The organism is Streptosporangium sp. NPDC051022 (genome assembly GCF_040683035.1).
Taxonomy (GTDB): Bacteria; Actinomycetota; Actinomycetes; order Streptosporangiales; family Streptosporangiaceae; genus Streptosporangium.
On the sequence record NZ_JBFBCF010000002.1, the window covers coordinates 394,263 to 415,401 of the forward strand.

The 21,139-nt window shown below is 69.8% G+C and carries 23 protein-coding genes; 17 read left to right on the top strand and 6 right to left on the bottom strand.

Features of this window, described 5'->3' with window-relative positions; all coding sequences use genetic code 11:
- Positions 1 to 93: 93 nt before the first annotated feature.
- Positions 94 to 672 carry a YqgE/AlgH family protein gene (locus AB0N02_RS05770; protein WP_363943125.1) on the top strand — a complete coding sequence of 193 codons (579 nt, stop codon included), beginning with the start codon at positions 94 to 96 and terminating at the stop codon, positions 670 to 672.
- Here the strand turns inward: AB0N02_RS05770 and AB0N02_RS05775 are convergent.
- Positions 633 to 1,316: a TetR family transcriptional regulator gene (locus AB0N02_RS05775; protein WP_363943127.1), complete on the bottom strand. Its 684-nt coding sequence runs from the start codon at positions 1,314 to 1,316 to the stop codon at positions 633 to 635. The genes AB0N02_RS05770 and AB0N02_RS05775 overlap by 40 nt on opposite strands.
- A gap of 249 nt (positions 1,317 to 1,565) precedes the next feature.
- Between AB0N02_RS05775 and AB0N02_RS05780 the strand changes: the two genes are divergently transcribed.
- From AB0N02_RS05780 to AB0N02_RS05810, 7 genes are all read left to right on the top strand, one after another.
- Positions 1,566 to 3,071, top strand: a complete 1,506-nt coding sequence (locus AB0N02_RS05780; protein WP_363943129.1) for a DHA2 family efflux MFS transporter permease subunit — start codon at positions 1,566 to 1,568, stop codon at positions 3,069 to 3,071.
- Positions 3,072 to 3,184: 113 nt separating this feature from the next.
- Positions 3,185 to 3,439 carry a DUF3039 domain-containing protein gene (locus AB0N02_RS05785; protein ID WP_363943131.1) on the top strand — a complete coding sequence of 85 codons (255 nt, stop codon included), beginning with the start codon at positions 3,185 to 3,187 and terminating at the stop codon, positions 3,437 to 3,439.
- A 96-nt stretch (positions 3,440 to 3,535) separates the two neighbouring features.
- Positions 3,536 to 4,627: a zinc metalloprotease gene (locus AB0N02_RS05790; RefSeq protein WP_363943132.1), complete on the top strand. Its 1,092-nt coding sequence runs from the start codon at positions 3,536 to 3,538 to the stop codon at positions 4,625 to 4,627.
- The gene (locus AB0N02_RS05795) at positions 4,624 to 6,153 is read left to right on the top strand and encodes an MFS transporter (RefSeq protein WP_363943134.1); all 1,530 of its coding nucleotides are present in this window, start codon (positions 4,624 to 4,626) and stop codon (positions 6,151 to 6,153) included. Before AB0N02_RS05790 ends, AB0N02_RS05795 begins: the two co-directional genes overlap by 4 nt.
- A gap of 70 nt (positions 6,154 to 6,223) precedes the next feature.
- Positions 6,224 to 8,098: a hypothetical protein gene (locus AB0N02_RS05800; RefSeq protein ID WP_363943136.1), complete on the top strand. Its 1,875-nt coding sequence runs from the start codon at positions 6,224 to 6,226 to the stop codon at positions 8,096 to 8,098.
- A gap of 236 nt (positions 8,099 to 8,334) precedes the next feature.
- On the top strand, positions 8,335 to 10,086 hold the full coding sequence (locus tag AB0N02_RS05805; protein WP_363943138.1) for a DEAD/DEAH box helicase: 1,752 nt from the start codon (positions 8,335 to 8,337) through the stop codon (positions 10,084 to 10,086).
- Between the two features lie 275 nt (positions 10,087 to 10,361).
- Entirely contained in the window at positions 10,362 to 10,727 is a 366-nt protein-coding gene (locus tag AB0N02_RS05810; RefSeq protein WP_363943139.1) for a hypothetical protein, read from the top strand.
- 239 nt (positions 10,728 to 10,966) lie between these two features.
- On the opposite strand, the gene AB0N02_RS05815 is transcribed toward AB0N02_RS05810, so the two are convergent.
- The gene (locus AB0N02_RS05815) at positions 10,967 to 11,539 is read right to left on the bottom strand and encodes an isochorismatase family protein (protein ID WP_363943141.1); all 573 of its coding nucleotides are present in this window, start codon (positions 11,537 to 11,539) and stop codon (positions 10,967 to 10,969) included.
- A gap of 4 nt (positions 11,540 to 11,543) precedes the next feature.
- The gene (locus AB0N02_RS05820) at positions 11,544 to 12,821 is read right to left on the bottom strand and encodes a nicotinate phosphoribosyltransferase (RefSeq protein WP_363943435.1); all 1,278 of its coding nucleotides are present in this window, start codon (positions 12,819 to 12,821) and stop codon (positions 11,544 to 11,546) included.
- Between the two features lie 52 nt (positions 12,822 to 12,873).
- On the opposite strand from AB0N02_RS05820, the gene clpS reads away from it, so the two are divergent.
- From clpS to AB0N02_RS05850, 6 genes are all read left to right on the top strand, one after another.
- Positions 12,874 to 13,161, top strand: a complete 288-nt coding sequence (clpS, locus tag AB0N02_RS05825; RefSeq protein WP_363943143.1) for an ATP-dependent Clp protease adapter ClpS — start codon at positions 12,874 to 12,876, stop codon at positions 13,159 to 13,161.
- A gap of 113 nt (positions 13,162 to 13,274) precedes the next feature.
- The gene (locus tag AB0N02_RS05830) at positions 13,275 to 13,799 is read left to right on the top strand and encodes a DUF2017 domain-containing protein (RefSeq protein ID WP_363943145.1); all 525 of its coding nucleotides are present in this window, start codon (positions 13,275 to 13,277) and stop codon (positions 13,797 to 13,799) included.
- Between the two features lie 9 nt (positions 13,800 to 13,808).
- Positions 13,809 to 14,219, top strand: coding sequence for a M67 family metallopeptidase (locus AB0N02_RS05835; RefSeq protein WP_363943147.1), 411 nt, complete (start codon positions 13,809 to 13,811; stop codon positions 14,217 to 14,219).
- 67 nt (positions 14,220 to 14,286) lie between these two features.
- Positions 14,287 to 14,424 carry a hypothetical protein gene (locus AB0N02_RS05840; protein WP_363943148.1) on the top strand — a complete coding sequence of 46 codons (138 nt, stop codon included), beginning with the start codon at positions 14,287 to 14,289 and terminating at the stop codon, positions 14,422 to 14,424.
- Positions 14,425 to 14,544: 120 nt separating this feature from the next.
- Positions 14,545 to 14,823 (top strand): MoaD/ThiS family protein, encoded by a 279-nt coding sequence (locus tag AB0N02_RS05845; protein ID WP_363943150.1) that lies wholly within the window; start codon positions 14,545 to 14,547, stop codon positions 14,821 to 14,823.
- An 80-nt stretch (positions 14,824 to 14,903) separates the two neighbouring features.
- A complete protein-coding gene (locus AB0N02_RS05850; RefSeq protein ID WP_363943152.1) occupies positions 14,904 to 15,851 on the top strand; it encodes a cysteine synthase in 948 nt (315 codons plus the stop codon).
- Between the two features lie 67 nt (positions 15,852 to 15,918).
- Here the strand turns inward: AB0N02_RS05850 and AB0N02_RS05855 are convergent, their stop codons facing one another.
- Positions 15,919 to 16,641 carry a DUF4386 domain-containing protein gene (locus AB0N02_RS05855; RefSeq protein ID WP_363943154.1) on the bottom strand — a complete coding sequence of 241 codons (723 nt, stop codon included), beginning with the start codon at positions 16,639 to 16,641 and terminating at the stop codon, positions 15,919 to 15,921.
- A gap of 95 nt (positions 16,642 to 16,736) precedes the next feature.
- On the opposite strand from AB0N02_RS05855, the gene AB0N02_RS05860 reads away from it, so the two are divergent.
- Complete coding sequence (locus AB0N02_RS05860; protein WP_363943155.1) at positions 16,737 to 17,429, top strand: TetR/AcrR family transcriptional regulator C-terminal domain-containing protein; 693 nt, start codon at positions 16,737 to 16,739, stop codon at positions 17,427 to 17,429.
- Positions 17,430 to 17,483: 54 nt separating this feature from the next.
- Here the strand turns inward: AB0N02_RS05860 and AB0N02_RS05865 are convergent, their stop codons facing one another.
- Positions 17,484 to 18,458, bottom strand: a complete 975-nt coding sequence (locus AB0N02_RS05865) for a hypothetical protein (protein ID WP_363943156.1) — start codon at positions 18,456 to 18,458, stop codon at positions 17,484 to 17,486.
- A gap of 31 nt (positions 18,459 to 18,489) precedes the next feature.
- Positions 18,490 to 19,143: an ATP-binding protein gene (locus tag AB0N02_RS05870; RefSeq protein ID WP_363943157.1), complete on the bottom strand. Its 654-nt coding sequence runs from the start codon at positions 19,141 to 19,143 to the stop codon at positions 18,490 to 18,492.
- A 609-nt stretch (positions 19,144 to 19,752) separates the two neighbouring features.
- Between AB0N02_RS05870 and AB0N02_RS05875 the strand changes: the two genes are divergently transcribed.
- Both AB0N02_RS05875 and AB0N02_RS05880 read left to right on the top strand, forming a co-directional pair.
- The gene (locus AB0N02_RS05875; RefSeq protein WP_363943158.1) at positions 19,753 to 20,610 is read left to right on the top strand and encodes a helix-turn-helix transcriptional regulator; all 858 of its coding nucleotides are present in this window, start codon (positions 19,753 to 19,755) and stop codon (positions 20,608 to 20,610) included.
- Positions 20,610 to 20,906 carry a DUF397 domain-containing protein gene (locus tag AB0N02_RS05880; RefSeq protein ID WP_363943437.1) on the top strand — a complete coding sequence of 99 codons (297 nt, stop codon included), beginning with the start codon at positions 20,610 to 20,612 and terminating at the stop codon, positions 20,904 to 20,906. The genes AB0N02_RS05875 and AB0N02_RS05880 overlap by 1 nt, the downstream gene beginning before the upstream one ends.
- Positions 20,907 to 21,139: the final 233 nt, after the last annotated feature.

The window sequence follows — 21,139 nt, forward strand, 5'->3', positions numbered from 1 at the left end:
TATGGCTGCTTTGTGTAACGTGTTATGAGATTCGGAAGATCTAGGGCCGGGGTAGCGCAGCGCGACAGGGTGTCCACCCCTCATGATGGAGATATGGCGGAGGCGATCTACGTCGGTGGTCTGCTGGTGGCGACGCCGCGGCTCGACGATCCCAACTTCCGGCGGAGCGTGGTCCTCGTCCTGGAGCACGATCTCGACGGTGGCACTCTGGGTGTGGTGCTCAACCGGCCCAGTGACATCTCGGTGACACAAGTACTGCCCACATGGGACACCATGGTGACCGGACCGTCCGTGCTGTTCCAGGGCGGACCGGTGCAGACCGACAGCGCCCTGGCCCTGGCCGCGGTGCCGAGCGGGCAGGAACCCCTCGGCTGGCGCCGGCTGCACTCGGGAACCGCGGCGGTCTCCCGCATCGGCACCGTCGACCTCGACGCCCCGCCGGAGATCCTCGCCGGGGAGATCGCCCAGATGCGGATCTTCGCCGGATATGCCGGGTGGTCGGCGGGGCAGCTGGAGGCCGAGATCGGCGAAGGCGCGTGGTACGTCGTGGACTCCGAGCCCGGCGACACCTTCTATCACGATCCCGGCTCCCTGTGGCGGGCGGTGCTCCGCCGTCAGCCGGACGAGCTCGCCTATGTGGCGACCTGTCCCGACGACCCCTCGATGAACTGAGGGCCGGGGCGGGATCCCGCCCCGGGGCGGTCCCAGCCGGGACGCAGTGAGCGCTCGGCCAGCGCCAGCGTCTCCTCTAGGCGGCGGGAGAGCGAGTCGATCGCCAGGGTGCCGTTCTGCCCGCAGAACTCGAAGCCGATGCGGGTGACCGCGCTGAAGACCGCGACCACGAAGTGGGCCAGCGGGTCGTCGCGGCTCACCCCCTCGCGCCCGGCGATCTCGGTGATCAGCCGCTGCTCGCTCTCCATGATCCGGCGCAGGCTTCCGGCGAGCAGCGCCGGGGTGTTCTCGATCAGCTCGCGCGCTTTGAGGAACCTGGCCGTGTCGGCCAGATCCCCTTCCCCTAGCATGGTGACCACGGCGCGCATGGCCTGGCTGAGCGCGGCGAACGGGGGCTCCTCCGCCGGGCGGGCGGCCAGCTCCGCGAGCATCGCCTCCTGACCGTCGAGGGGCAGGGAGAGGGCGACGTCCTCCTTGGTTGCGAAATAGCGGAAGAACGTGCGAGGCGAGACGTCGACGGCGGCCGCTATCTGGTCAACGGTCGTGGCCTCGTAGCCCTGTTCGGTGAACAGGTGGAGGGCGGCGTCGATCAGCGCAAGGCGGGTCTTCTGCTTCTTGCGCTCGCGTAGGCCGGGCTGACCCATGCTTGTCACCTCTTCGCAACTTATGGTTCACAGTCTGTCATAAGTCATGTGCTGCCTCATCAAAGAATTTGTCACATGTCAGTGACTGTCATAAATTACCTCAGGTTGACGCTATAAGCGCCTCAAACGGGGGCGAAGCGAACTTACGAGGGGACCCCTTCCATGTCACAAGCGAAGACGGCGGTCGCACCGCCGCCGTCGGGCCCAAGCGCGTCGAAGAAGGGCCATCCGTGGCTCACGCTCCTGTCGGTGTCACTTGGCGTGATCATGGTGATGCTCGACGGCACCGTCGTCTCCATCGCCAACCCGGTGATCGCGCAGGACCTCAAGGCGTCCCTGTCCGACCTGCAGTGGGTGACCAGCGGATACCTGCTCGCGCTCGCCGTGTTCCTGATCACCGCAGGCAAGCTCGGTGACCTGTTCGGCCACAAGCGGATCTTCCTGATCGGTGTCGCCGGTTTCGCGCTCAGCTCGCTCGCGATCGGCCTCAGTTCCTCGGTCGGGATGCTGATCGGGCTGCGCGTGCTTCAGGGCCTGTTCGGCGCGCTGCTGCAGCCCGCCGCCCTCGCGCTGCTGCGGGTGGCCTTCCCCGGTGAGCGGCTGAAGACGGCGATGGGTGCCTGGGGCGGCATCATCGGCCTGTCCAGCGCCGCGGGCCCGATCGTCGGCGGCCTGCTGGTCGAGAACGTCAGCTGGCAGTCGGTCTTCTTCATCAACGTCCCCGTGGGCGTCGTGGCCCTGGCCATGGGTCTGTGGGTGCTCACCGAGAGCAAGGCCCAGACCCTGTCGAAGGTCGACTGGCTGGGCGTCGTGCTGCTGTCGGTCGCGATGTTCTCCCTGGTCTGGGCGATCATCAAGGCTCCCGAGTGGGGCTGGGGCGACCCGCTGACCATCGGCTTCCTGGCCGCGGCCGTGGTCATCGGGGCCGTGTTCGTGTGGTGGCAGGCCCGTGCCGCCGAGCCGCTCCTGCCGCTCAGCCTCTTCGGCAACGCGTCGGTCTCCATCGGCACCGGCCTGATGATGCTCGTCGCGTTCTCCATGTTCGGTGCGATGTTCTTCCTCACGTTCTTCTTCCAGGGCGTGCACGGGCTCACTCCGCTGGAGTCGGGCCTGCGGATGCTGCCGATGAGCGCGGGCATGATCGTCGCCTCGCCGCTGGCCGCCGTGCTCATCGGCAGGCTGGGCGCCAGGGTCACGATCGCGGGCGGCATGCTGGTCACCGCGGTGGCGATGTTCATGATGTCCAGGCTCAGCCTCGACGCGGCGTTCATGGACAGCGGGTTCCCGTTCCTCCTGCTCGCCTTCGGCCTCTCGCCGGTCTTCGTCGGCGCCACCGAGATCATCGTCGGCAACGCGCCCGAGGACCTCAGTGGCGTCGCCGGTGGTGTCCAGCAGTCGGCCATGCAGGTCGGCGGCGCGCTCGGCACGGCCATCCTGGGGGCGATCGTGTCGGCGCGGGTGGCGGACGTCTACCCGGACCACTGGGCGCAGGCCAAGCTTCCGGCGCTCCCGCCCGAGCAGTTCGAGGGACTGGAGAAGCTGGCGACCTTCGGCGGGGCGCCGACCGCCCAGCAGATGCCCGGTATCCCCGAGCAGCTGGTGCAGGGCATCGCCAATGTCTCGCACCTGTCCTTCCTGGACGGCATGCATCTCGGCTTCGTGGTCAGCACCGCCGTCGCGGTCCTGGCCGCTGTGTTCGCCCTGTTCGTCAAGGCGGGCCGTAAGACCGATGACGCTCCGATCCACATGGGCTGATCCCGCCCGTCCCGCCACGGCTCCCGCCCCCTCCGGGCGGGAGCCGTGGCCGTTTCCGCGACCGGCGAGCGTCGAATCCGGACCCGGGGCTTCGCGGGCATAAAATCAGCAGAGTGAGCACGAAGATTCTCCCTGAGAGCGACATCCGGCCCGACCTCTCACACGGTGACGGCGACCACGAACGGTTCGCCCACTACGTCGAGAAGGACAAGATCATGGAGAGTGCGTTCACCGGCACCCCGGTGCGCGCGCTCTGCGGCAAGGTCTGGGTGCCGAACCGCGACCCCCAGAAGTTCCCGGTCTGCCCCGAGTGCAAGGAGATCTACGAAGGACTCCCCAAGGGTGAAGACAACGACGGCAACCAGTGAGTGTTGCTCGTGAGTGATCGCCGCCGATGAGGTTACGGTCGGGATGTCGCCGAGGGGCGACGGTCGGCCAGCGGACGTGACATCTCGGGGGAGTGCATGGCTCGGCGTGCGATCGCCGTCGTTTCGGCGTGCCTGTTCACAGCGGCTGCCTTTCCCGCCGGTTCCGTCTCCGCGGTCACCGTGACCGTCGCCGGAGCCGGTGCGGCCGGGACCGCGGTGACCGGGGACGCCGTGACCGGGGACGCGGTTGCCGGGAAGGCCATGACCGTTATGACCGGGCCCGTCGTGACCGGGGACGCGGTCGCCACAGAGGCCATGACCGCCGTGACCGGGACCGCCAGGATCGGGAGCGCAGCCGGCGGGGCGGCCGGGTGCGTCCGCGGCGCGCGGGCCGCGACGCCGGGGCGCGGGGCCGAGCCGTACGCGCCGGGACCGGCGCAGATCGCCGAGATGCTCGCCGACCTCAGGCTGCGCCAGTCGCGGCTGCGGCGCGGGCCACTGACGACCATCACCGTCCCCACCTGGGTGCACGTCATCACCGAGGGTGTCCTGGGGGCGCAGGACAGCGCGGCGCGCGCCCAGATAGCCGCGCTCAACGCCGCCTACGGAGGCCGGTACGGCGGAGCCGACACCGGCGTCCGCTTCCATCTCGAAGGGATCACCAGGACCGAGAACACGGCCTGGTTCCGCAACCCCCTCGGCTACGAGCGGTCGATGAAGCAGATGCGCAGGGGCGGCGCGGAGACGCTCAACCTCTACGTGGCCCAGCTCGGCGAGCTGGTGCTCGGCTACTCCACCTACCCCTACTGGTACGGCGGCGAGCCCCAACTCGACGGCGTGGTCATCGACTGGCGCACGCTGCCCGGCGGATCACTGCGAAACTTCGACCGGGGGTTCACCGGCGTCCACGAGATCGGCCACTGGCTGGGCCTGCTGCACACCTTCGAGAACGGCTGCGAACCACCGGGCGACGCGGTGGCGGACACCCCGCCCGAGGGCCAGCCGACCGAGGGCTGCCCGCTGCACAAGGACACCTGCAAGGGCGGCGGTCCCGACCCGATCCACAACTTCATGGACTACGCCCAGGACCGCTGTATGTGGGAGTTCACCGCGGGGCAGGCAGTCAGAATGCATGAGATGTGGGCGATTTATCGCGGTCTGGGAGCGGACACTACCCTTGACGGGTGACAGTACCGAAGACTCTTGACGCTCCATACGCCCCTCCTCGGATCTTCGGCCCGGTCTATCGCACGGCATCCCTCGGCATCCTGCTCGTCGTCACGCTGATCGCATTCGAAGGAATGTCCATCGGTGCGGTGATGCCCGCCGTCTCCAAAGACCTCGATGCCCTCGACCTGTACGGCATGAGCTTCTCCGCCTTCCTCATCGCGGGGTTGTTCGCCAACGTCGTCGCCGGGCTCTGGTCCGACCGGCGGGGTCACGCCTGGCCGTTCCTGCTCGGGGTGATCCTGTTCGTGGTCGGAATGGTCATGGCGGGCGCGGCCGGAACCAAGGAACTCTTCATCGTGGCGCGCGTCGTACAGGGGCTGGGCGGTGGCGCGGTCGTCGTGGCGATCTACGTGATGATCGCGCGGGTCTACGATCCGGCGGCCAGGCCCAAGGCGCTCGCCGCCCTGTCGGCCGCCTGGGTGCTGCCCGCGCTGGTCGGGCCGGGCCTCGGCGGGGTCATCGCCGAGACGCTCGGATGGCGGTGGGTCTTCTTCGGAATCGTGCCGCTGGTCGTCCCGGCCCTGGTGATGCTCCTGCCCGCACTGCGCTCCGGACGGGACCCGGTGGCCGTCCCCGCTTCCGACTCGACTTCCGCCCCCGCGCACGGCTCCGGCTCCGGCTCGGAGACGAAGGGGGCGGTTCCAGCGTCCGGGCCCGAGTCCGAGTCCGGGTCCGTGGAGGGCGGGACGACATCCGCGCCCGAGGGGGACGGGCCGGCGGCCGGGGACCGTTCCCGGCCGGTGGCGATGACCCTGGCGGCGGCGGCCACCGCGATCGGCGCCGGAGTGCTCCTGTACGGTACGGACCGGCTGCACACCGCCCCGGTTTCCGGCTGGATCGCCACCGTGGCCGGATTCGCCGTCCTGGCCGCCGGACTGCCCAGGCTGCTGCCCGCCAGGGCGCTCGTCTTCGGCCGGGGCCTGCCCACCACGATCATGATGCGCGGGGTGCTCGCCGCGGCGTTCTTCGGGATCAACATGTTCATCCCGCTGATGCTCACCGAGGTGCGCGGATTCTCCGTCGTCGAGGCCGGATTCGCCCTCACCATCGGGGCGATCGGCTGGACGACCGGTTCCTACCTGCAGACCCGCCGTGACTTCGACCGCCCCCGGCTGGTACGGCTCGGCGCCGCCGCGGTCACCACCGGCATCCTGCTCACCTTGGTGGCGCTCGTGCCGGGGATCACCGGCTGGGTCACCGTGCCCGCGTGGGTGATCGCCGGGTTCGGCATGGGCATCGGCGTCACCAGCGTCAACCTCACCATGATGCGTCAGTCGCCCGACGCCGAGCAGGGCGCGAACTCCGCGGCCCTCCAGGTCGTCGACACGCTGGGCGGCGCGCTCACGATCGGCTTCGGCGGAGTCCTGATCAACGTGATCGGCCACGACGACATCGCCACCGGCTACACCACGATCGTCGCGCTGATGGCGGCACTGGGAGTGCTGGGAGTGGTCGTCGCCGGGCGGATGCGAGACGCCTCCTGACTCATTCACCACTGCGGTAACAACGATCACCTATAGCCGGACCGTGCCCGGACGGGCATGGTAGGACGGTATGACCGTGACCACCGGGAGGGCAGGCGTCGTGGACGAACGACCTCGCCAGGTGTGGCCGCCGCAGGAGCCCGGCCACGACGGCGACCGCCGGGCCCGGCAGCCCGGGGAATCCGACAGGAACGACGGCCGTGAAGCGCATGGGGCGCCCACGGAGGGAACCGCGAGGAAGGGGCGCCGCCGGGCCGCGCCGTACGGGCAGCCCTCCTACGGAAAGACCATTCCTCACGCGGCTCCCTTCCCCGACGCTCCCGCCTCGGGCGAGCCGTCGTCCTCAGGTCCGGGCGGTCCGGGCGGTCCGGGGGAGCAGTCCCCGCCCGCCGAGGACACCGGATCCCGCGAGGAGGCCGAGGCCGAGACCGGCGGGAACGCCATGGCGGGTGAGGAGGCGGAGCCGGACGGCTTACTACGGCCGTGGCGGCCGGGAGCCCCGGCCAGAGGCGGCTCGGGAGAGCGGCCGGAACGGCCCGCCCGAGGCGACGGCCCGGAGCGGACCGCTCGCGGCGACGGGCCGGGGCGGCCGGAGGAGTCCGGCGACGACGGGGACCGCCTGGTATGGGCGCCCAGGGAGTCGCCCGGCGACGGCCCCCGACCGTGGCCGCCCGAGAGACACGCGAGGAGAGGGCAGCACGGTGCCTCTCCCTGGGGAACGACCGGACGCGAGGAGCGGGAGCGCGAGGCCGCGCCGGAGGCCGAGCGCGGGGAGGGGACGCCCTGGACCTTCTCCGCCGCCCCTGCCGGCGACCCCGGAGGCTCCGGCGGCTCGGTCGCCGGCTTCCGGGCATGGGCGGCCGGTGGCGACGGTCCTCACGGGCGGAGCTCCACGGACGCGGAGTCCGCGGACGACACGGGCCCCCACGAGCCGATGTCCGACGGGCGGAGCTCCACGGGTGCGGGATCCGCGGACGACGCCGGCTCCCACGAGCCGATGTCCGAGCAGGGATCCGAAGACGCTGCGCACGCCACCGACCTCCGGAGCCGGACGCCCGGTGACGAGGACGGGGGCGGCCGCTCCGGCTGGGTGTCGGAGGAGTCCACGGACGACGAGCCGCAGGGGTGGACCTCCGAGGAGTTCCGGGGCGACGAGAACCGCAGGCCTTGGGCGATCTGGAGCCGCGGGCGCGAGGGACGGCGCAGGACGCGCGCCGTGAGGAAGGTGCGGCAGGACGAGCAGATATGGCCGGAGGAGTCCGTATGGGAGGTCCACAAGCCGTGGCCGCTCAACGACGAATCCACGCAGGACGAGCTCCCGCCCTCGGCCCGCTGGTACGGCGCGCCCGCGGCCCCGCCGCCCCGCCGGGCCGCCGTACGCCTGCGGACCCTGCTGTTCGGGGCGGTCGCGGCGGTCGTCGGCCTCGGGATCGGCTTCACCGTCGCCATCGTGGTGGCCGGTCTCCTGCTGCGGGATCTCCCGTCCCGGCCGGTGAGCGACTCCAGGCCCGCCCGGGTGAGCGACCCCGTCGCGGGTGTGGGATACCCGCTGCCCGCGGGCTGGCGGACCGGTGCGGTCCCGCCGGTCACCGGTTTCACCTCGGTGGCGGGCGGCGCGGCGGTGACGGTGCTGACCAGGCCCGCCGACCCGGTGAGCGACATGCGCGGCACGACGGCCGAACTCGCCGACCTGTACGGACGGCTGCTGCTCCACGGTGACGAGATCAAGGTCGTGGACGACAGGGCGATCACCGTCGGCGGACGTAAAGGACGCAGCCGTTCCCTGCGGGCGGAGTACCGCGACGTGGTCAACCGTCCCGCCTACCTCCGGCTGGCCCTCCTGACAGGTTCCGGCGGGCGGCCGGTCGTCGTGGTCGGCGTCGCCCAGCCGGACGATCCTCAGCTGCGGGCCGCGATCGACACGGTGATCTCCGGAATCCGCTGACGGACGACCGCGCGAGCGTCGGTGGGCGTTCCGCGAGGCGTGACGGCGGATCGGCCGGGCACGCTCGGTTGACGCCCGTGACGGGGCGTTCGGGAGGCGGTGGGGGCGGCGGGGGGGCGGCCGGGGGGCGCAGCCGTATCCGGACGTGAGGTCCAGTAGCACGCGGACACGAGCTTGGCGAGGATCTCGGTCGATCGGCACGTCTTGACGGCGACGGCGATTACGCTGATGACACTGTGAGCACTTTCGCCGCCTCCCACCTGTCCCCCTCGTTTCCGGACCGTGCCGCCTGGGGCACCGCGCCGAAGTTGCGCGCGTGGCAGCAGGAGGCGTTTGACCTGTACTCCAGGCGTGAGCCACGTGACTTCCTAGCGGTCGCGACGCCGGGCGCGGGCAAGACGACCTTCGCCCTGCGCATCGCCGGCGATCTGTTGTCGCGGGGCATCATCAAGGCTGTGACGATCGTCACACCCACCGAGCATCTCAAGCAGCAGTGGGCCGACGCCGCCTCCAGGGTCGGCATCGCCATCGACCCCGAGTTCAAGAACAGCCAGGGCGCGACCTCCCGCGACTACATCGGGGTGGCCGTCACCTACGCCCAGATCTCGATGCACCCGGCGCTGCACCGCGCCCGGACCGAGGCGCGCAAGACCCTGGTCATCTTCGACGAGATCCACCACGCGGGCGACGCGAAGTCCTGGGGCGACGGGGTGCGGGAGGCGTTCGAGCCCGCCGCGCGGCGCCTGGCGCTGACGGGCACGCCGTTCCGGTCGGACGTCAACCCGATCCCGTTCGTCACCTACGCCGAGGACGGCGAGGGCGTCCGGCGCAGCCTCTCCGACTACTCCTACGGGTACGGCCCGGCGCTGGCCGACGGCGTCGTCCGGCCGGTGATCTTCCTCGCCTACGCGGGCGAGATGCGCTGGCGGACCCGCGCGGGCGACGAGATCGCCGCGACGCTGGGCACGCCGCTCACCAAGGACCAGCTCGGCCAGGCATGGAAGGCCGCGCTCGACCCCAAGGGCGACTGGATCCGGCAGGTGCTCCAGGCGGCGGACAGGCGGCTGACCGAGGTGCGCCGGGGCGTGCCCGACGCGGGCGGCCTGGTGATCGCCACCGACCATGAGACGGCCCGCGCCTACGCCAAGCACATCCGCGCGATCACCGGCGAGGGTGCCACGGTGGTGCTCTCCGACGACCCCGAGGCGTCCAAGAAGATCAAGCAGTTCTCCGCGTCCCCGGACCGGTGGCTGGTCGCGGTCCGGATGGTCTCCGAAGGCGTCGACATTCCGCGTCTGGCGGTCGGGGTCTACGCCACGAGCATCTCGACCCCGCTGTTCTTCGCCCAGGCCGTCGGCCGCTTCGTGCGGGCCCGCAAGCGGGGGGAGACGGCCTCGGTGTTCCTGCCCTCGGTGCCCACCCTGATGGGGCTGGCCGGGGAGATGGAGGCCGAGCGCGACCACGTGCTCGACCGCAGCCTGCCCGAGGAGGGCCTGGACGACTTCCTGCTCGACGACGCCCAGCGCAAGAAGGACAATCCCGATGTCCTGGGCGATGAGCTGCCGTTCGAGACCCTGGAGGCGGTCGCCACCTTCGACCGCGTCCTGTTCGACGGCGGTGAGTTCGGCATGGGCGCCGAGCCGGGCTCGCCCGAGGAGGAGGACTTCCTCGGGCTGCCCGGCCTGCTGGAGCCCGACCAGGTGCGGACCCTGCTGAGCAAGCGTCAGTCCGACCAGATGAAGGCCAAGCGGAACACCCCCGAGCCCAAGGAGCCCCAGCTCGCCCCGCACGAGGTCATCGCCAACCTGCGCCGGGAGCTCAACGGCCTGGTCGGCGCCTGGAACCACCGCACCGGCCAGCCCCACGGCGTCATCCACGCCGAGCTCCGCCGGGCCTGCGGCGGTCCCGCTATCGCGCAGGCCACTGCGGAGCAGGTCCAGGAGAGAATCGACAAGATCCGTCACTGGGCCACCCAGCGGTCGCGCTGACCGGCGCCCGGCATCCGGCCGCCCCGGCGGGAGCCTTCACCGCCGGAGACGTCACCCGCCCGACGGGCCTGGCGGCGTGCGGTGCCTCGCGCCGACCGGCCTTCGCCGCCGGACGCGCCGGTTCCCCGCCGTGCCGTACGGTCGCGGACACCCCGGCGGACGTCGTGGAAGCGGGTACGGAGGACGACGTCGGGAAGGGCGCCGAGGACGACACCGGGGACGGTGTGGCGGACGACGCCGGGTAGGACGCCGGGAACGGTGCGGCGACCAGGGGTATGAACGGCCTGGAGAACCACGCCGGGGCCGACGCGGCGAACGGTGTGGGGAACAGTACGGCGGAGGGCGCGGGGGACGGGACCGCGGGTGCGGCCGACGGCGGGACGGGGAACGGCGCCGGGACGGACGCCGGAGACAGGGCGGCGGGCGGGGCGGGCGGAATCGACGGCGGGACCAGAGCCGAGCCGTTGACGCAGAACGTGGCCGCCTCAAGGCCGACCAGCGCGAACGCGCCGCCCAGCCGGGCCGAGCCCCGGCCCCGCATCAACAGCCACAGGCTCGGCGGGGCCAGGAGCAGCCACGAGAAACCGAGGACGAGCATGTACGGTCACCACCAGAGGTCAGGGGATTACGACTATCCGTAATACTCCTGTCGCTCCACGTGGTCGCCGCCTTGAAGGGCTCATGACCCGCCCGTGGGATCCGCAGCACCCGCGACGGGCGGAAGGGCCTCACCGGCCGGAGAGGCCGGGAAGGACCGAAGGAGAGCCGGAGACGGGCGGGAAGGGCTGAAGAAGAGGTGGGGAGAACCGGGAAGGGCCGGAGGAGAGGTCGGAGAGGGGCGGGAAGGGCCGGGGAAGGCCGAGGGAGGGGCGGGGAGGGGTCAGGGGCGGACCGTGGGGCTGCCGGTCAGGGTGGCTCCGGCGGCCTCCAGTTCGGCCAGGGCCGTGTCGGTGGTCTGCCTGGCCACTCCCGCGGTCAGGCCGAGCAGCACCCGCACGGCCAGCCCCTGGCCGACCGCGTCCAGGGCGGTGGCGCGCACGCAGTGGTCGGTGGCGATGCCGACGATGTCCACCACCTTGACCCGCCGGGCGGCGAGCCAGTCGGCCAGGCTCGTACCGTCGGGGGCGCTGCCCTCGAAGCCGCTGTAGGCGGCGGCGTTGGCGCCCTTGCTGAACACCTCCTCCACCTTCGCGGTGTCGAAGGCCGGGTGGAAGTCCGCGCCGGGCGTTCCGGCCACGCAGTGGGCGGGCCAGGAGTTCACGTAGTCGGGGGTGTCGGAGAAGTGGGCCCCCGGGTCCACGTGGAAGTCGCGGGTGGCCACGACGTGGTCGTAGTCGCGCGAGGCGGCGTGCCGTGAGACGGCGGCGGCGACCTCGGCGCCACCGCCGACCGGCAGGCTGCCACCCTCACAGAAGTCGTTCTGGACATCAACGATGATCAGCGCGGTTGCCATAAAACTAGTCAAACACGGTTGGGATGGCCTCGTAGCCCCGGGACAACTGGCGGGCCGTGACCGGCAGTTCGGCGACGGCCCGCCGGTGCCGTTCGCGGGCGACGTCCAGCTCCTCCCAGCCGACGATCTCCCCGTCGCGCACCAGCTCGGCCTGGAGCGGGCGGCTGTCGGCCGGCCGGTCACCGGAGACGGTGACCAGCTCGGCGGCGGCCGTCCCCGAGGCGTCGAGCCGCCGGAAGGCGTGCTTGCGCCCGCCCCGGCTCGGCTTGCCGACCGATCTCTTGGCGACGGGGCGCAGGACCCCCTCGGAGTCCTCGCGGGCGACGAGCTTGTAGACCAGCGCCGCGGTCGGCGCCCCCGAGCCGGTGACCAGTGAGGTGCCGACGCCGTAGCCGTCGACGGGGGCGGCGGCCAGTGCCGCGATGGCGTACTCGTCCAGGTCGCTGGTGACGATGATCCGGGTCTTGTTGGCGCCCAGCGCGTCGAGCTGCTCGCGGACCGCTTGGGCGACCTCGGCCAGGTCGCCGGAGTCCAGGCGGACCGCGCCCAGGTCGGGGCCGGCCAGCTTCACGGCGGTCCGTACGGCCTCCGCCACGTCGTAGGTGTCGACCAGCAGGGTGGTGCCCGCGCCGAGGGAGTCGATCTGGGCCTGGAACGCCTCCTTCTCGGAGCCGTGCAGCAGCGTGAAGGCGTGGGCGGCGGTTCCGGCGGTCGGCACGCCGTACGCGTGACCGGCCATCAGGTTGGAGGTCGAGGCGAACCCGCACAGGTAGGCGGCCCTGGCGGCGGCCACCGCGGCCATCTCGTGGGTGCGCCGCGAGCCCATCTCGATGATCGGCCTGGCTCCGGCGGCGTGGACCATACGGGAGGCGGCCCCGGCGATCGCGCAGTCGTGGTTGAGGATCGACAGGATCACCGTCTCCAGCAGCACGGCCTCGGCGAACGTGCCCTCGACGGTCACGATGGGGGAGCCGGGGAAGTAGCACTCGCCTTCGCGGTAGCCGTACAGGTCACCGGAGAAGCGGTATCCGGCGAGGAACTCCAGGGTGCGGTCGTCCACCACCTGGTTGTCGCGGAGGAAGCCGAGCTCCTCCTCGCCGAACCGGAAGTCCCGCAGCGCCTCCAGCAGCCGCCCGATTCCCGCGACCACCCCGTACCGCCGTCCCTCCGGCAGATGCCTGGCGAACACCTCGAACACCGCACGTCGTGAGGCGGCTTCGCTGCGCAGCGCGGCCTGCAGCATCGTCAGCTCATAGTGATCTGTCAGCAACGCACTGCTCATGCTTATCGTCACGAGTCGAAGACTAAGCCCGGGGTAGGGCAGACTGGTGTATGTGGGTAGCACCGCTCCGATGGAGGTCGAGCGTCCGTCGATCGACGTACGGCCCGATTTGCCATGGCTGACGATCGTCTGGAATGACCCCGTCAACCTGATGTCCTATGTCACGTACGTCTTCCAGTCCGTCTTCGGTTATTCGCGGGACAAGGCGGAGAAACTGATGCTGGACGTGCACCACAAGGGCAGGGCGGTGGTCTCCAGCGGCACGCGCGAGGAGATGGAGCGCGACGTGCAGACCATGCACTCCTACGGCCTGTGGGCCACCCTGCGGCAGGACTCCTGAGCGGAGACGGTCCCGGCGGGGCGCGGTGCGTGCCGTGCGCGGGGATCGCGGGCGGGGCGCGGTACGGAGCGCGGGCGGAATCCGGGAAGACGATCGGGAGTGGTGAGCGAGCGGTGAGTTCGGGGTTCAAGCGGGGCCGCGGGGGCAGTGTCATCACCGTCTTCGACGCCGCCGAGGTGTCCATCCTGCGCTCGCTGGTCTCCCAGACCCTGGGGCTGGTCGAGCCGGGCGAGACCGGGGACGACCCGCTGGAGCGCGCGCTGGGCATCGGCCCGTCGGAGCAGTCGGCCGACCCCGTGCTGGCGCGGCTGTTCCCCTCCGCCTACGAGGATCCCGAGCAGTCGGCCGAGTTCCGCCGCTACACCGAGGTGACCCTGCGCGAGGGCAAGCGGGCCGACGCGCAGACCATGCTCGACAGCGCGGAGCCCGGCGAGGTCGAGCTCACCCACGAGCAGGCGCGGGCGTGGATGCGGGGGCTGAACGACGTCCGGCTGGTCTTCGGCACCCGCCTTGAGGTGACCGAGGAGGTCCACGACGAGATCGCCAAGATGACGGAGGACGACCCCCGTTATTCGGCGTTCGTCGTTTACGACTGGCTGACCTACCTCCAGGAGACCCTGGTCCGTGCCCTTTGGTAACTTCCAGACATGCTCAGGATCTCCCGCGAACTGGTTGACAAGATCATCGCTCACGCCAGGGCCGACCACCCGGACGAGGCCTGCGGCGTGATCGCCGGGCCGATCGGCTCCGACTCCCCGCAGCGGTTCGTCTCGATGGAGAACGCCGAACGGTCGCCGACCTTCTATCGTTTCGACTCGCTGGAGCAGCTGCGGGTCTGGCGCGAGATGGACGACCGCGACGAGGAGCCGGTGGTCATCTACCACTCCCACACCGCGACGGAGGCGTATCCCTCGCGCACCGACATCAGCTACGCCTCGGAGCCGAACGCTCACTACGTGCTGGTCTCCACCCGTGAGGAGCTGGGGGAGGAGGCCGAGTTCCGGTCGTACCGCATCCTCGACGGGGTGGTGCAGGAGGAGGAGGTCACGATCGTCTGAGACGCACGATGTCCCAGAAGGCGATACGGCCGTGAGGGAGATGACCCCTTTGGCTAGACTAGTCACCATGATGACTGCCGACCCGAGCCTGGAGGACGTCGTGCTCTCACGTCCCGGTGCATGGGCCCGGCACGCGGGCCTCGCGCCCGTGCAGAGTTTCCTGTTCGCGCACACTCCTTCCGTCGTCGTTTACGACTGTCGCTGACCGGCAGTTCTGGAATCCCTTCCGGAATCCCCTCGTGCCCCCCGGTGTTCCGACCCGGTGGACGGCACCCCCACGACGACACAACGCCGACGTATGACGACACAAGGAGATTGACCCGCGATGGCCATCGAGGTTCGCATTCCCACCATCCTGCGCACCTACACCGACGGTGCCAAGGCCGTCGACGCCAAGGGCGCCACGCTAGAGGAGCTGATCGGCGACCTTGACGCCCGGCACCCCGGACTGAAGGACCGACTGGTCGACAAGGGCGCGCTGCGCCGTTTCGTGAACGTCTATCTCAACGACGAGGACGTCCGCTTCCTGGGCGGCCTGGAGACCCCGGTCGCCGACGGCGACACGGTCACCGTCCTGCCGGCCGTGGCCGGCGGCTCCCGCTAGAACGCGCGGGCCATCGCCTCTTCAGGCGGTGGCCCACGCCATGTTTCTTGTTTGTTAACACGAAGCGGAAGCCCTACACCATGCGCTTTGACTCACTGCTCGACTCGGTAGGCCGCACCCCCATGGTCGGCCTGCCCCGACTGTCCCCTTCGGCGGACGTGCGGATCTGGGCCAAGCTCGAAGACCGCAACCCGACGGGCTCGATCAAGGATCGCCCGGCGTTGTGGATGATCGAGCAGGCCGAGAAGGACGGGCTCCTGCGGCCCGGCTGCACGATCCTCGAACCGACCAGCGGCAACACGGGCATCTCGCTGGCGATGGCGGCCCGGCTCAAGGGCTACAACCTGATCTGCGTGATGCCGGAGAACACCTCCGAGGAGCGCCGCCAGCTGCTGCGCATGTGGGGAGCGGAGATCATCTCCTCCCCGGCGGCGGGCGGTTCCAACGAGGCCGTACGGGTCGCCAAGGGCCTGGCGGAGGAGAACCCCGACTGGGTGATGCTCTACCAGTACGGCAACCCCGCCAACTGGCGCTCCCACTACGAGACGACGGGCCCGGAGATCCTGGAGGACCTGCCGTCCGTCACCCACTTCGTGGCGGGCCTGGGCACCACCGGCACCCTGATGGGCGTCGGCCGGTTCCTGCGCGAACGCGTCCCCGATGTCAAGATCGTCGCCGCCGAGCCGCGCTACGGCGAGCTGGTCTACGGCCTGCGCAACGTGGACGAGGGGTTCATCCCCGAGCTCTACGATCCCGACGTCCTGACCACCCGCTTCTCCGTCTCCTCGGGAGACGCGCTGCGGCGGACCAGGGAACTGCTGTCCACCGAAGGCATCTTCGCCGGAGTCTCCACCGGCGCCGCCCTGCACGCCGCGCTCGGTGTGGCGGCCAAGGCCGTCAAGGCGGGCGAGCGGGCGGACGTCGTCTTCGTGGTGGCGGACGGCGGGTGGAAGTACCTGTCGACCGGCGCCTACGAGGGCACCCTGGACGAGGCGGAGGAGCGCCTCGAAGGCCAGCTCTGGGCCTGACCTCCCCTCCCTCCGGCCTTCCCCCCGGCTCCGTGCCTCTGCGGGTTCCGTCAGGTGACGGGTCCCGTCAGGCGACCTGTGGAGCGGGGGAGGCCGCGGTGGGTGGCTGGTCGCCGGCCAGTCCGTCGCGGTCGTGGCCCGGTCCGGTGGCGAACCCCTTCGCGATGAGCAGCACTCCCAGGGCGACCTCGAAGAGGCCACCGGGAACCGCCAGGAACACGCCGACGCCGTAGCCGAGGACGTCGAGGATCATCCCGGCCAGGAAGACGGCGTAGCCGGCCAGTCCCCACACCGCCATGAAGCGGGGCACCAGCCGCGCGCGGAACAGCACGCGGCAGAACAGAATGCCGACGACTCCGGCCGAGATCATCGCGATCTGGTAGCAGTACCGGTTCCCCTCCTTGGCGATCCGTCCCAGCGCCGACAGGACCGACGTGTCACCGGTGGCGTGGACGTACTCCTGGGCGAGCGGCCCCAGGAGCAGCAGGAAGACGATCCCGACGGCGAGCAGTACCGCCTCGACCGTCCTGCCGGTCAGATACGCGTAGGCGGAGATCTCGCCGTGCGGCCTCAGCACGGGCAGCGTCAGAACGCCGATGCCGATGACGGCGGCGGAGTTGACCAGCATCAGCAGGGCTCCCGCCGGCACACGTATCCGGTCGTCGGCCATGCCTGCCAGCGTGTCCGTGGCCTGCGGCTCGGCACCGGCCAGGGCGCCGCCCGCGATGTACACGACGAACGCCAGCAGGAACAGGGCTCCCACGATTCTTCCGATGGTTCTCATCGACATGGCTTTCTTCCTCACGGGTGGCCGGGCACGGTCTTCGTACTTAGTACGAAGAAGGTAGCGTACTAAGTACGAACGCGCTATCGCGAGGAGGTAAGGTGTCGAAGCCGGTCAGCGGCGGCCCTCGGGACCGTGTTCCGCTCAGCCGTGAACGGGTGCTGCGCGCCGCCGTCGCGGTCGCCGACGCCGGAGGACTCGGATCGCTGACAATCCGCTCGCTCGCCAACGAACTGGGCGTCAAGCCCATGTCGGTCTACTACTACGTCTCCGGCAAGGAGGAGATCCTCGACGGCATCGTCGACCTGGTCTTCGGTGAGATCGACCTGCCGTCGCCCGGTGGCGACTGGCGCTCGGAGATGCGCCGGCGGGCGGGGTCGGCCCGCCGGGTGCTGGGGCGCCATCCCTGGGCGATCGGGCTCCTGGAGTCACGGGCCACTCCCGGCCCCGCGACGCTGCGACACCACGACCAGACCATCGGCACCCTGCGCGGGGCGGGCTTCTCGGTGGAGATGACCGCCCACGCCTGCGCCCTGCTCGACAGCTACGTGTACGGATTCGCGCTCCAGGAGGCTTCGCTGCCCTTCCAGGGCCCCGACACCGCTCCCGAGGTCACCGAACCGATCATGCAGGGGTTCTCTCCGGGGGAGTACCCCCATCTGGTCGAGATGGCGACCGAGCACATCCTCCGGCCCGGCTACGACTTCGGAGACGAGTTCGACTTCGGACTCGGCGCGATCCTCGACGCCCTCGCGGCCCGGCTCCCCGGTGCCGGCAGCCACCCCTCGTCCTGACCGCCGGTCCCGTCGCCGCTTCCGTTGTTCGCCGTACCGATCACCGTGCCGTGATCAGGGAGTGCCCGTTCCCACTTCGAATGAGGTGGCCCGCAGCCGGGCGCGGAGGGAGTCGCTGAGATTCGCCTGGAGCAGGCCGTTGTCCGCCCCGGGGACGCAGCCGGTGAAGATCCAGACATCCGCGGGCGGACCGTCCGCGTAGCGGAACAGGAGCCGGAACGACCGGTTTCTCATCCCCTCGATCTCCTGGCAGGTGTTGTCGCTCGGCCGGGCGGCCAGGGAGTTCAGGGCCTCGGCCAGATCCTCGGCCGTCCTGCCGTCGTGCTCCCGGCGGGTAGGTTCTCCGGTGCGTGGGGAGGTCTTCTCGCATACCAGGACCGAGACGGGGCCGTCAGGCACCATCCGCCTGTCCTGGCCCCGGCGTCCGGTGGGCCGCTCCTGACAGGGGTCGCCGGGCCGTACGGGCTCCCACTTGCCCGTCCGGTAGGCGGCGGCGATCTCCTGTCCGACGTATGAGGGGGTGCTGACCGTGCCGTTCGTGGTCGTCACACAGGAGTTGACCTCCTCGGCGCTGCCCACCCAGAGCGACTTCCCGTCGGGGTAGGCGAAGCGGAGAAGGTAGTTCGTCATCGCCCCGCCCATCATTGTGCACGGCTCCGCGTGCTTGACCGCGCTGACCGGGAGGTAGCCCAGGTCGCGGGCCATCGCCCCGGCCCCGCTCGTCAGGGGCCGGGAACCGGCGAGCAGTTCGCCGCCCGGCCGGGTGTTGTCCCCGGGATAGGCACAGATCGTCACCGCGACCGGCTCACCGGGTACGAGCGACTCCCCGGCCCCGTCGACGTCGGCGGCGCCGGGCACCCAGTCACCCGGCGCGTCACCGCCCCAGTGCTGCGGACACGACGGCGGCGCGGACAGCGGCGCGGACAACGGTCCGCCCGCCGGTCCGACCGCTGGTCGTGCGACCACTACGGCCGCTGTGCACGTCGCGGCCGTGGCCAGGGCGATGCCGATCATGGATAGGCGCGTCACATGGGTGAGACGTAGGTTCCGCGTGATCGGTTCAACCGGAGCCCCGACTCGTCCCGGGAGAAGGGAGGTTCGTCTCTTCGTTCCAGCTCGTTCTGGGAGCCGGAAGGTCCGTCTTTTCGTCTCGGCCCGTCTCGGGAGCTGGGAGGTCCGTCTTTTCATCCCGGATCGTCTTGGGAGCCGAGCGGCTCCCCCCTCCACCCAGGTTCGTCCTGGGAGTCGGGAAGTCCGTTTTCTCGTCTCGGTTCGTCCTGGGAGCCGAGCGGCCTACCTCTTCGTGACACGGTCCCGTCAGCTGGAACCAGACCACACGACCGGCCGTCGTCTCGTACCAGCCCCAGGCCGAGGACAACTCCTGGACCAGCCACAGTCCGCGTCCGCCGCCGCTGTCGGGACTCACACCAGAGGAGACGTACGGCTGCCGCCCCGCCGATCCGGCGTCGATGACGTCGATATGGAGCGTTCCAAAATGGGAGGAGACGGCCACGACGACCCGTCCGCCGGGGACGCGGCCCGAGTCGGAGTGGCGTACGGAGTTCGTGACGAGTTCGCTGACCAGCAACAGCGCGTCGTCGGTCCGGGGGTGGCCGACGCCGTTCAGCAGGTCGCGGACGTAGTGACGGGCCCGGGGAACGGCCGCGTCCTCAGCGGGCAGATCCACCTGCCCCAGCAACCCCAGCGCCCTCACCGCGCTGTCCCCAGAGAGCGTGCTGTTTCCAGGGGCCGTGCCGCCCCTGGGGGCTGTGCTGCTTGCGAGGACCACGCCGCTTCCGGGGTTCGCGTCGTTTCCAGGAGTTGCTCGGCGATCTCCCGCCCCCGAGGCCAGAGGGCTCCGCCGCGCCTTCGGTCCCGCTTCCACCGGTTCCACCCGCGCCATCGGTTATGGACGAAGGCCGAGGTGCGGCCCCGCCGTACGCTTCGGACCTCCGGCCGCTCCGGGGGTGCGAAGACCTCCAGACTCGGTGGCCCACTGGAGGGAAACCTGACCGTGGAGTCGAACCCCAACTCGTCCAACTCCCACGCCAGCCTCACCAGGTAACCGCCCCACCCTTCCTGGGTGTTCGCTCTCATCGCTGCCTGCCCTTCGGAGGTCTTGGGGGTGTCCACCCGAAAGCACCTCCATCGCACCTGGTGATGGAGTCGTCGCTCTGAGTTGTCAGTTTGCATGACCCTGGATCGTCTGGCAACAAGAATCGAAATGAACTTCGTGCATGTTGATGGGAGGAGATTGTTGCGGCAGACTTGCCACGTCTCGACTACACAAAGGAGTTGTGTGGCCACTCAGAGGAGTCCGTCGGTGCGTAGGCGGCGTCTCGCGGCGGAGCTGCAACGCCTTCGAAAGGAGGCGGGCCTCACGCGGGAGCAGGTCGCTGAGCATGCTGGTTGCTCGCCCGTCACCGTCACGCGGATCGAATCCGCTACGAGTGCCGCCACGGTTGCTCTGGTGGCCATGATGCTCGATCTTTACGAGATTGCCGGTGAGCGGCGGGAAGTGCTGCTTCAACTGGCACGCGACGCGCGTAAGCGCGGCTGGTGGTACAAGGTCTCCGAGGCGATCCCCGAATGGGTCCAGAGCTACGTGGGTCTAGAAGAGGAAGCAGTCACCTTCCAGGAGTATCAGCCCGAGTTCATCCCTGGGCTACTTCAGACCGGGGGTTATGCCAGGGCTGTCATGAAATCCGCGCCCGTATTGCCGCCTGACGATGAGTTGGAGCGACGGCTCTCAATTCGGATGAAGCGTCAGGAGAGGGTGCTGGAGCGGGTGGATCCTCCCAAGATGTGGTTCATCCTCAACGAGGCGGTCATCTGCCGCCCCGTCGGGGGAGCGGAGACGATGCGAGGGCAACTTCAGCGGCTGATCGAGCTCTCCGAGACGAACCACGTTACGATCCAGATTCTGCCTTTCGCTGCCGGTGTCCATCCCGCGATGGATGGAGGGTTCACGATCCTGGGCTTTCCCAAGCCGTCTGATCCGAACACCGTGTACGTTGAATATTGGCAGGGAAGTGTCTATTTGGAAGATCCATCGGAAGTAGACGCATATGTCCTGCTCTTCAACCATCTGCGCGCACGAGCCCTTGGGCCGGATGAGACTCGGCGCTTGATCGCGCAGGCTGTGCGGGAAACACGAGTGGATGGAGAGGAATGCCCGTGATGGATCTTTCCCGAGTGGTCTGGCGTAAGTCCAGTCGCAGCAACGCCAACGGTGGTCAGTGTGTCGAGGTCGGTGTCTGGCGGAAGAGCTCTTTGAGCGGCAACGGCCCGACTTGTGTCGAAGTCGCATCGTCCGGTGCTCTTGGGGGCGATTCCCTGTCTGCGGCGAACGCGGACCGTCTCTTTCTGGTCCGTGACTCCAAGGATCCCGATGGTCCCGTGCTGGCCTTCACCTCTTCCGAGTGGAGTTCCTTTCTCGCAGGCGTCAAGGGCGGGGACTTCGAAAAGTCGCTCTGATCATTCGATCGGTCGCGACCCTGTCCTCATCATGTGAGCAGTTGGATCGCAGCCCCATCATGTGAACCGGCGGCGGGAACAGCCGGAGAGGCGATCGCGGGGCTCCCAGGCTTCTCGCTGCCATGCTCCGTTGCCGTGGAACCGGTAAGGCGGTGATCGGAGCTGCTTCGCCGGGCCGAGCGCCGTTTGTCGGCGCCGACCAGGTCTGTGCCACTGCCCGCCGTACCGGCGCT